Here is a 9,127-nt window from a genome sequence, read left to right on the forward strand (position 1 = left end):
AAGGCGATGGCTCAGTCACATGGATGTTGGTTTACTGGCCTCATCGCGAGCAAGCTCGCTCCCACAGGGGTTCTGTATTGGATATGAATTTTGTGTCCACTGGAGATTGAATGTGGGAGCGAGCCTGCTCGCGATGGCGGTGGTTCAGTCAAATGGATGTTGGGCTTGCCGGCCTCTTCGCGAGCAAGCTCGCTCCCACAGGGGTTCTGTGTTGGATATGAATTTTGTGCCCACTGGAGATTGAATGTGGGAGCGAGCTTGCTCGCGATGGCGGTGGTTCAGTCAAATGGATGCTGGGCTTGCCGGCCTCTTCGCGAGCAAGCCCGCTCCCACAGGACCTTGAAAGGGATGGTTGCAAGAGCGGAACCATAAGCACGCGTTACCGCAGAAACGAATATGCACACAAAACCACGACACAAAAAAATGCCCGCATCTCACGACACAGGCATTTTCTTAACCAAGTTGCAGGCTTTCGCCCAACCAGTGACTGGCACTTATCGGCAACCTACTTCACCACTTTCAAACTCGGCCGCCCGCTAGGACGCGGCGGCTCGTCATCCGGTGGCGGCAAATCATCATCCGGCTCGAACTCTTCCTCACCGTCCAGCGGCGCTTCCAGCTCGAACACCATGCCCTGGCCATTCTCCCGGGCATAAATGCCCAGGATCGCAGCAACAGGCACGTACAGGGTATGCGGCACACCACCGAAGCGCCCTTCGAAACTGACAGCATCGTTATCCATGTGCAAGTGACGCACGGCGGCTGGCGACACGTTCAGGACAATCTGCCCGTCATTGGCAAAACCCTGCGGCACCTGCACCGACGGAAACTCGGCGTTGACCAGCATGTGCGGGGTGCAATCGTTGTCCACAATCCACTCGTAGAGCGCGCGGACCAGATAAGGTCGACTGGAGTTCATAGCGGCTCCCTAAGCCTTAGCGCATGTCGCGTTCGACACCAGACAGACTCGCCTGGAATGCCTCACGCGCAAATTGGCGCTCCATATAATCAAGCAGCGGCTTGGCAGGCCGCGGCAGTTCGATACCCAGAATCGGCAAACGCCAGAGTATGGGCAATAGGCAGCAATCCACCAGACTTTGTTCCTCACTGAGGAAAAACGGCTTGTCGACGAACAGCGGCGATACGCCTGTCAGGCTTTCACGCAATTCCTTGCGTGCCACGACCCGCGCCGGCTCCTTGGTCCGGGAATCCAGGATCAAGTCCACCAACCCGCACCAGTCACGCTGGATGCGATGGATCAGCAAACGGCTGTTGGCACGCGCGACAGGATAAACCGGCAGTAAAGGTGGATGCGGATAACGCTCATCCAGATATTCCATCACCACAGTCGACTCCCACAACGCCAGGTCACGATCGACCAGTGTGGGCAGGCTGCCGTAAGGGTTCACCTCGATCAGCTTCGGCGGCTGACGGCCCGCTTCGACGTAAATGATCTCGGCGCTGACACCCTTCTCTGCCAGTACGATGCGTACCCGGTGGGAATAGTGGTCGGCGGGGTCGGAGTAACAGGCCAACCGATTGGTCACGCCCATGGCGATCCTCCTCGCTTGTTGAAATTATCGAAAAACGGAAAAGCGAGCGCGCCCAGAGGGCGCCTCCCGTAACACCTGGCTGGCCAGGCTCGTTACATTTTCAGAGACGCCCTTGGGCGCGCACGATTAACAGCAATGGCTTACAGCTTTATCAATGCACGTCTTTCCAGTATTCACGCTTGAGCAGGTAAGCGAATACGAAGAAGAACGCCAGGTACAGCAATACATAGGTACCAATGCGCTGATGTTCCAGCTTCACCGGGTTGGCCGAGTAGGCCAGGAAGGTCACCAGGTTCTTGACCTTCTCGTCAAACTGCTCCGGGGTCAGGCTGCCGGTGTTCGGCAATACGGTCAGCTGGTCGCAAGCTTCGTGAGTCAACGCGGAGCCGGTCAGCGGATCGAATTGCTTTTTACCGTCTTCAACGATCTGGACCTGTTTGCAGCCTACCACCTGGCGACCCTGGAGGCCGACCAGAACGTTAGGCATGCCGACGTTCGGGAAGACCTTGTTGTTCACGCCCCATGGACGCGAAGGATCTTCGTAGAACGAGCGCAGGTAGCCGTAAAGCCAGTCGGTGCCACGCACACGGGCAACCAGCGTCAGGTCCGGCGGCGCGGCGCCGAACCAGGTCTTGGCGTCCGCCGGCTGCATGCCGATGTTCATGTGGTCACCCAGCTTGGCACCGGTGAACACCAGCTTCTCGAGCATCAGCTCATGAGGGATGCCCAGGTCATCGGCAACACGCTCGTAGCGCTGGAACTTGGCACTGTGGCAACCCATGCAGTAGTTGGCGAACGTACGGGCGCCGTCCTGCATGGCCGCTTTGTCGGAAACGTCGATGTCGACTTTTTCGAGCTCCGGACCACCGTGTTCAGCCGCGAAGGACAGTACAGGCATAGCAGCAAGAATCAGTACAGCAAATAGCTTTTTCATCAGCCAGTCACCCTTTCCGGAACCGGTTTGGTCTTCTCGAGCCTGGTGTAGAACGGCATCAAAATGAAGTAGGCGAAATACAGGAAGGTGCAGACCTGCGACAGCAGCGTCCGGCCCGGTGTCGGTGCCAATACGCCCAGCACGCCCAGGATCACGAACGAGACGCAGAACACCACGAGCCATATCTTGCTCAGCCAGCCTTTGTAGCGCATCGACTTGACGGGGCTGCGGTCCAGCCACGGCAGGACGAACAGCACGGCGATGGCCGCGCCCATGGCGATAACACCCAGCAGCTTGTCCGGGATCGCCCGCAGGATCGCGTAGAACGGCGTGAAGTACCAGACCGGGGCAATGTGCTCAGGGGTCTTGAACGCGTTCGCCTGCTCGAAGTTCGGCTTCTCGAGGAAGTAACCGCCCATTTCCGGGAAGAAGAACACGATGGAGCAGAAGATGAACAGGAAGACCACCACGCCGACGATGTCTTTCACGGTGTAGTACGGGTGGAAGGCGATGCCATCCAGCGGTACGCCGTTCTCGTCCTTGTGCTTCTTGATATCCACGCCGTCGGGGTTGTTCGAACCGACTTCGTGCAGCGCGAGGATGTGCAGCACCACCAGGCCGAGGATCACGATCGGCAGGGCCACGACATGCAAGGCGAAAAAGCGGTTCAAGGTGATGCCCGAGATCAGGTAGTCACCACGGATCCATTGGGTCAGGTCGTCGCCGATGACCGGGATCGCACCGAACAGCGAGATGATCACCTGGGCACCCCAGTAGGACATCTGGCCCCACGGCAGCAGGTAACCCATGAAGGCCTCGGCCATCAGTGCCAGGTAGATCAGCATGCCGAAGACCCACACCAGCTCACGGGGCTTCTGGTACGAACCGTAGAGCAAGCCACGGAACATGTGCAGGTAGACCACGATGAAGAACGCCGAAGCGCCAGTGGAGTGCAGCAGGCGCAGGATCGAGCCGTACTCGACGTCGCGCATGATGTATTCGACGGAGGCGAACGCCTCTTCCGCCGACGGCGTGTAGCTCATGGTCAGCCAGACACCGGTGACGATCTGGTTGACCAGAACGAGCAGCGCCAGGGAGCCAAAGAAGTAGAAGAAGTTGAAGTTCTTCGGAGCGTAATACTTGCTGAGATGGTCTTCCCACATCTTGGTCGCGGGAAAGCGCGCATCAACCCAATCCATAAGTTTGCTCATCACGCTTTCTCCGTATCGACGCCAACGACAATGATGTCATCGGTCTCATAGGAATGCGGGGGAACTGGCAGGTTCAGAGGTGCAGGCTGCGATTTGTAGACGCGACCGGCCAGGTCGTAGTGGGAGCCGTGGCAAGGGCAGAAATAGCCACCGACCCAGTCCTTGCCCAGATCGGCAGGGGCCACTTCAGGACGGAACGTTGGCGAGCAACCCAGGTGCGTGCAGATACCGATCAGCAGCAGAACCTCTGGCTTGATCGAACGCGTTTCAGGGTTGACGTATTCCGGTTGGACCGAGTTCTTGGAGGACGGGTCGGACAACTGACCCTCGATCTTTTTCAGATTCCCCAGGATTTCCTCTGTACGGCGGACGATGAACACCGGCTGGCCGCGCCACTCAGCAATCATCTGCTGGCCTGGCTCGATCTTGCTGACATTCACTTTCACCGGTGCACCTGCGGCTTTCGCCTTGGCGCTGGGAAACCATGACCCCACGAACGGGACCGCAGCCCCCACCGCTCCTGCAGCACCCACCACGGATGTGGCTGCTACCAGGAAGCGACGCCGGCCTGCATTCACGCCGTCATTGCTCATTCAGTCCTCTCCCATCAGCTTTGTGGCCTGTTAGATCAGGCGTCTACTAAGTAAAAATCTGAACTTATAAAAATTTTGCCGAATGGTAATGAAAAGCCCCAATTCTGACAAGGTAATTACCAAGCGGCCAAACCGCCAAGCCTTGTAGTATAGGGGCTCTACGAATGTGGCAAGTTGTCACAGAGCAATTCTTTTGCCCATAAAAAAACGCCCAGCTCCGTGAGGAACTGGGCGCCTTTTGAAAGCGGAAGCGAAATTAACGCTTCGAGTACTGCGGACGCTTACGCGCTTTACGCAGACCGACTTTCTTACGTTCAACTTCGCGAGCATCGCGAGTTACGAAGCCGGCTTTGCGCAGAGCACCACGCAGAGTCTCGTCGTAATCCATCAGGGCGCGAGTGATGCCGTGGCGGATTGCGCCAGCTTGACCACTTACACCACCACCGATAACAGTGACGTAGATGTCGAATTTTTCGACGGTCTCGGTCAGTTCCAGCGGCTGACGAACTACCATGCGGGCAGTTTCGCGGCCGAAGAAGTTATCCAGGGAGCGGTTGTTGATGGAGATGTTACCAGTGCCCGGACGCAGGAAAACGCGTGCGGTTGCAGTCTTGCGACGGCCAGTGCCGTAATTTTGAGTCGCCGACATAATGAACTATTCCGTTAAAACTTCAGTTCTTGGGGCTGCTGAGCAGTATGAGGGTGAGCAGCGCCCGCATAAACCTTCAGCTTACGATACATGTCGCGACCCAGTGGGTTCTTAGGCAGCATGCCTTTAACCGCGGTCTCGATCACGCGCTCAGGGGCTTTGGCGATCAGCTTTTCGAAGTTGATCGACTTGATGCCGCCAGGAAAACCGGAGTGGGAGTAGTACATTTTGTCAGTGGTTTTAGCGCCAGTAACACGTACTTGCTCAGCGTTGATCACGACGATGTAGTCACCGGTGTCAACGTGAGGGGTGTACTCAGGCTTGTGCTTGCCACGCAGACGGCTCGCGATTTCGGTGGCCAGACGACCCAGGGTCTGACCAGCAGCGTCGACGACAAACCAGTCGCGCTTTACTGTTTCCGGTTTAGCAGTAAAAGTTTTCATTCTTTATAGCCTCAGGGGCCGCCCTGTAAATTAGACGGCGGATCTTACTGAATAGTGCGTACTTTGACAAGTCAAAGGCAGCCGGATACAGACGCTTTCGGGGGCTCGGGTCGGCGCGTCCGTTCAACGGCAAGATTCTTCGGCGGCGGCGCATCACTTCCACTGCAGAAAGAGGTGCGCAATTATGCAGATTGCGAAAAATATTTCAACCTGCTTTTATGATTGTTTTGCCCGAGGAGTTCCCGATGGACTATCGCCAGCTAGGCCGTACCGATCTGAATGTCAGCGCCCTGTGCCTCGGCACCATGACCTGGGGTGAGCAGAACAGCGAGGCAGAGGCCTTCGCCCAGATCGAACGCGCCAAGGGTGCCGGCATCAATTTCATCGACACCGCCGAGATGTACCCGGTCCCCCCCAAGGCCGATACCTACGCCACCACCGAGCGCTACATCGGCAATTACTTCAAGAGCCGTGGCGACCGTGCCGACTGGATCCTGGCGAGCAAGATCGCCGGCCCCGGCAACACCATCGACTACATCCGCGACAAGAACCTCAAGCACAACCGCCGCCACATCGTCGAAGCGGTGGACGCCAGCCTCAAGCGCCTGCAGACCGACTGGATCGATCTCTACCAGCTGCATTGGCCCGAGCGCAGCACCAACTTCTTTGGTCAACTGGGCTACCAGCACAAGGCCGACGAAACGTTCACCCCGCTGGAGGAAACCCTCGAAGCCCTGGACGAGCAGGTCCGCGCCGGCAAGATCCGCCACATCGGCCTGTCCAACGAAACGCCCTGGGGCACCATGAAATTCCTCGCCCTGGCCGAGGCCCGTGGCTGGCCGCGGGCGGTGTCGATCCAGAACCCGTACAACCTGCTCAACCGCAGCTTCGAGATCGGCCTGTCGGAAATCGCCATTCGCGAACAATGTGGACTGCTGGCTTATTCGCCACTGGCGTTCGGCTTCCTGTCGGGCAAATACGAAAACGGCGCACGGCCCGCCAAGGGCCGCCTGACCCTTTACAGCCGCTTCATGCGTTACTTCAACCCGCAGTCGGAGGCCGCCTGCAGCCGTTATGTCGCCCTGGCCCGTGAGCACGGCCTGGACCCGGCGCAGATGGCCCTGGCGTTCGTCACCCAGCAGCCGTTCGTGACCAGCAACATCATCGGCGCCACCACGCTGGAGCAACTGGACAGCAACATCGCCAGCTTCGATCTGAAGCTGTCGGATGAAGTGCTGGCGGGGATCGAGGCGATTCACAAGGATCAGCCGAACCCGGCGCCCTGATCCATAGGCCTCATCGCGAGCAAGCTCGCGATAGCCGACTCAAACCCACCCCCTTATCAAAGCGACCGCGCAATGATCTCCTTCATGATTTCATTGGTCCCGGCATAGATCCGCTGCACCCGCGCATCCGCCCACGCCCGGGCAATTGGGTATTCCCACATGAAGCCGTAGCCGCCATGCAACTGCACGCACTCGTCGAGCACCTTGCATTGCAGGTCGGTGCCCCAGTACTTGGCCATCGCCGCCGTCGGCACGTCCAGCTTGCCTTGCAGGTGCAACTCCAGGCAGCGGTCGACGAAGACCCGGCCAATCTGGATTTCGGTGGCCATTTCCGCGAGCTTGAAACGGGTGTTCTGGAAGTCGGCGATGGATTTGCCGAACGCCTTGCGATCACGGGTGTAGTCCAGGGTCCATTGCAGCGCCGCTTCGGCCGAAGCCAGGCCACCGATGGCGACGGTCAGGCGTTCCTGGGGCAGCTCTTGCATCAGGTAGGCAAAGCCCATTCCGGCCTGCCCCAGCAGGTTTTCCTTCGGCACGCGGACATCCTGGAAGAACAGTTCCGACGTGTCCTGGGCCTTCATGCCGACTTTCTCCAGGCGCTTGCCCTTTTCAAAGCCCGGGGTGCCCGCCTCCACCAGGAACAGGCTGGTGCCCTTGGCGCCGGCCTTGGGGTCGGTCTTGGCGACCACAATCACCAGGTCCGCCAGGAAGCCATTGGTGATGAATGTCTTCGAGCCGTTGATGACGTATTCATCACCGTCGAGCACCGCCGTGGTCTTCACCCCTTGCAGGTCGGAGCCGGCGCCCGGCTCGGTCATGGCAATGGCCGTGACCATTTCGCCAGACACCAGTTTCGGCAGGTACTTGTGTTTCAGCGCTTCGCTGCCGTAATGCAGGATGTACGGCGCGACGATGTCGGAATGCAGCGAGAAGCCGATCCCCGTCAGCCCCAGGCGGCCGATCTCCTCGATCACCACGGTGCTGTAGAGGAAATCCGCGTCAAGCCCGCCATAGGCCTCTGGCAGGTGCGAGCACAACATGCCCGCCTCCCCCGCTTTGTTCCAGAGTTGACGATCGACATGCCCCTGTTTTTCCCACTGACTGTGGTACGGCACGGCTTCTTTTTCGAGGAAGGTTCGTACGCTGTCGCGAAACAATTCGTGCTCGGGACTGAACAGGGTTCTTGGGATCATGGCGCACCTTTGGTTATTGTTGGGCGTGGTTATCCGACAGAGCCTAAGCCTGCGACGTACGACAGGACACTGGACACATCCGACAAAAAATAAGACGATCCAGCCGTCTGTTGACCACTTTCCCCTATAAAAATAAAGATGAATTATGTCTATGCACGCCTCCACGCCCTTGCGGCGCGTCAGCATCCTGGCAGTCGACCGGGTCTTCGCCTCCACCCTCATGCAAGCCAAGGATTTTTTCCACCTGGCCAGCCTGCGCTATGGCAAACAACTGGGCCACGGCCTGACGCCGGCGTTTGAAACCCGGCTGGTCAGCCCCGATGGCAAACCGGTGAACAGTTTCAGCGATGTGATCATGCCGGTGGACGGTGGCCTGGAAAATACCGACGTCATCATCCTGCCAGCCTTCTGGGATGATTTCGCCGGCCTCTGCCAACGTTATCCCCAGGTCTTGCCCTGGCTGCGCGAACAACACGCTCGCGGCGCAGTCCTCTGCGGCGAAGCCACCGGGGTGTTCTGGCTGGCCGAGGCCGGGCTACTCGACGGCAAGGAAGCCACCACTTACTGGCGCTTCTTCAATGCCTTCAAGGAGCGCTTCCCCCAGGTGCACCTGAACCAGGACAAACACCTGACCGACGCCGACAACCTGTTCTGCGCTGGCGGTACGACCTCAGCCTGCGACCTCTACATCTACCTCATCGAACGCTTCTGCGGCGCCAACGTGGCCCAGGCCGTGGCGCGGGACATCCTGTATGAAGTGCAACGCAGCTATTCGCCAGGACGGATCGGCTTCGGCGGGCAGAAACTGCACCAGGACGTGATCATCCTGCAGATCCAGCAATGGCTCGAAGAGCACTTCGCCGATAAATTCCGCTTCGAGGACGTTGCCCGGGAACATGGCATGAGCATCCGCAATTTCATGCGCCGCTTCCAGACCGCCACGGGCGACAAACCGCTGCACTATCTGCAACGGCTGCGGATCGAAACCGCCAAGGGCCTGCTCTCCGGCAGCCGCAAGAGCATCAAGACCATCAGCTACGAAGTCGGCTACGACGACGCGAGCTTTTTCGCACGACTGTTCCGGCAACATACCGACCTGTCGCCGAACCAGTATCGACAGCAGTTTCAGCAGGCGGCGTGAACCAGAGCTGAATACAATCCAGTGTGGGAGCGGGGGGGGGGGGGGGGGGGGGGGGGGGGGGGGGGGGGGGGGGGGTGGGGGCGCGCGGGGGGGGGGGGGGGGGGCCCCCCCCCCACGGGCCCGG

Annotated in this window: 10 protein-coding genes; 2 read left to right on the plus strand and 8 right to left on the minus strand. The window is 59.0% G+C overall.

Translation table 11 applies throughout. The features are described from left to right. Positions 1-505 precede the first annotated feature (505 nt). From ACIPQ1_RS15625 to rplM, 7 genes are all read right to left on the minus strand, one after another. Entirely contained in the window at positions 506-919 is a 414-nt protein-coding gene (locus ACIPQ1_RS15625; RefSeq protein WP_053124982.1) for a ClpXP protease specificity-enhancing factor, read from the minus strand. A gap of 16 nt (positions 920-935) precedes the next feature. Then, a complete protein-coding gene (locus ACIPQ1_RS15630; RefSeq protein WP_003178195.1) occupies positions 936-1,553 on the minus strand; it encodes a glutathione S-transferase N-terminal domain-containing protein in 618 nt (205 codons plus the stop codon). 151 nt (positions 1,554-1,704) lie between these two features. Next, positions 1,705-2,487 carry a cytochrome c1 gene (locus ACIPQ1_RS15635; RefSeq protein ID WP_186729579.1) on the minus strand — a complete coding sequence of 261 codons (783 nt, stop codon included), beginning with the start codon at positions 2,485-2,487 and terminating at the stop codon, positions 1,705-1,707. Continuing rightward, entirely contained in the window at positions 2,487-3,698 is a 1,212-nt protein-coding gene (locus ACIPQ1_RS15640; RefSeq protein ID WP_186705118.1) for a cytochrome b, read from the minus strand. Before ACIPQ1_RS15640 ends, ACIPQ1_RS15635 begins: the two co-directional genes overlap by 1 nt. Beyond that, a complete protein-coding gene (gene petA / locus ACIPQ1_RS15645) occupies positions 3,698-4,291 on the minus strand; it encodes a ubiquinol-cytochrome c reductase iron-sulfur subunit (protein WP_039591565.1) in 594 nt (197 codons plus the stop codon). The genes ACIPQ1_RS15640 and petA overlap by 1 nt, the downstream gene beginning before the upstream one ends. Before the next feature lie 256 nt (positions 4,292-4,547). Further along, positions 4,548-4,940, minus strand: coding sequence for a 30S ribosomal protein S9 (gene rpsI, locus ACIPQ1_RS15650; RefSeq protein WP_003205364.1), 393 nt, complete (start codon positions 4,938-4,940; stop codon positions 4,548-4,550). A gap of 14 nt (positions 4,941-4,954) precedes the next feature. Then, positions 4,955-5,383: a 50S ribosomal protein L13 gene (gene rplM, locus ACIPQ1_RS15655; protein WP_003205365.1), complete on the minus strand. Its 429-nt coding sequence runs from the start codon at positions 5,381-5,383 to the stop codon at positions 4,955-4,957. 245 nt (positions 5,384-5,628) lie between these two features. Here rplM and ACIPQ1_RS15660 point away from each other — a divergent pair, with 245 nt between their 5' ends. Next, positions 5,629-6,669 carry an NADP(H)-dependent aldo-keto reductase gene (locus ACIPQ1_RS15660; RefSeq protein WP_250962891.1) on the plus strand — a complete coding sequence of 347 codons (1,041 nt, stop codon included), beginning with the start codon at positions 5,629-5,631 and terminating at the stop codon, positions 6,667-6,669. 56 nt (positions 6,670-6,725) lie between these two features. Here the strand turns inward: ACIPQ1_RS15660 and ACIPQ1_RS15665 are convergent, their stop codons facing one another. Further along, positions 6,726-7,862: an acyl-CoA dehydrogenase family protein gene (locus ACIPQ1_RS15665; protein ID WP_186729577.1), complete on the minus strand. Its 1,137-nt coding sequence runs from the start codon at positions 7,860-7,862 to the stop codon at positions 6,726-6,728. Positions 7,863-8,106: 244 nt separating this feature from the next. Here ACIPQ1_RS15665 and ACIPQ1_RS15670 point away from each other — a divergent pair, with 244 nt between their 5' ends. Continuing rightward, positions 8,107-9,003 (plus strand): GlxA family transcriptional regulator, encoded by an 897-nt coding sequence (locus tag ACIPQ1_RS15670; protein ID WP_186705196.1) that lies wholly within the window; start codon positions 8,107-8,109, stop codon positions 9,001-9,003. The last annotated feature ends 124 nt before the right edge of the window (positions 9,004-9,127 follow it).

This window comes from Pseudomonas sp. LARHCG127 (genome assembly GCF_052871455.1).

Bases quoted from the DNA above. Each gene is read 5' to 3' on its own strand.
- ACIPQ1_RS15635 (WP_186729579.1), bottom strand. From the start codon at position 2,487: ATGAAAAAGCTATTTGCTGTACTGATTCTTGCTGCTATGCCTGTACTG.
- ACIPQ1_RS15625 (WP_053124982.1), bottom strand. From the start codon at position 919: ATGAACTCCAGTCGACCTTATCTGGTCCGCGCGCTCTACGAGTGGATT.
- ACIPQ1_RS15665 (WP_186729577.1), bottom strand. From the start codon at position 7,862: ATGATCCCAAGAACCCTGTTCAGTCCCGAGCACGAATTGTTTCGCGAC.
- ACIPQ1_RS15630 (WP_003178195.1), bottom strand. From the start codon at position 1,553: ATGGGCGTGACCAATCGGTTGGCCTGTTACTCCGACCCCGCCGACCAC.
- ACIPQ1_RS15640 (WP_186705118.1), bottom strand. From the start codon at position 3,698: ATGAGCAAACTTATGGATTGGGTTGATGCGCGCTTTCCCGCGACCAAG.
- rpsI (WP_003205364.1), bottom strand. From the start codon at position 4,940: ATGTCGGCGACTCAAAATTACGGCACTGGCCGTCGCAAGACTGCAACC.
- petA (WP_039591565.1), bottom strand. From the start codon at position 4,291: ATGAGCAATGACGGCGTGAATGCAGGCCGGCGTCGCTTCCTGGTAGCA.
- ACIPQ1_RS15660 (WP_250962891.1), top strand. From the start codon at position 5,629: ATGGACTATCGCCAGCTAGGCCGTACCGATCTGAATGTCAGCGCCCTG.
- rplM (WP_003205365.1), bottom strand. From the start codon at position 5,383: ATGAAAACTTTTACTGCTAAACCGGAAACAGTAAAGCGCGACTGGTTT.